Annotated in this window: 1 protein-coding gene; it reads right to left on the reverse strand. The window is 62.7% G+C overall.

Going from position 1 to position 252, the window contains the following annotated elements; genetic code table 11:
* The coding region (locus P7F28_RS28160; protein ID WP_370467422.1) for an NAD(P)(+) transhydrogenase (Re/Si-specific) subunit beta at nt 1-241 on the reverse strand (241 nt) is incomplete at its 3' end.
* Nucleotides 242-252 lie beyond the last annotated feature (11 nt).

Consider the following 252-nt stretch of genomic DNA (forward strand, 5'->3'; position numbering starts at 1 on the left):
CATCGGCGGAACCGGATTTGACGGGGCGTTGCTCTTGCGCGCCGCCTGTTGTCGCCGCGCCCGCTTCGCCGCCGAAACCGCCCAGAATCACGTTGAAGAAGGAGCGATTCATCGCGCGGCACATGATGTACGACAGAATCGCGCCCGACGAGCCGACCAATGATCCCGCGATAATCAGCATCGGATTGTTCAGCGAGAAGCCGATGCCCGCCGCCGCCCAGCCCGAGTATGAGTTGAGCATCGACACGACCA

The sequence above is a fragment of the Caballeronia sp. BR00000012568055 genome (genome assembly GCF_029439455.1).
Classification (GTDB): domain Bacteria; phylum Pseudomonadota; class Gammaproteobacteria; order Burkholderiales; family Burkholderiaceae; genus Caballeronia.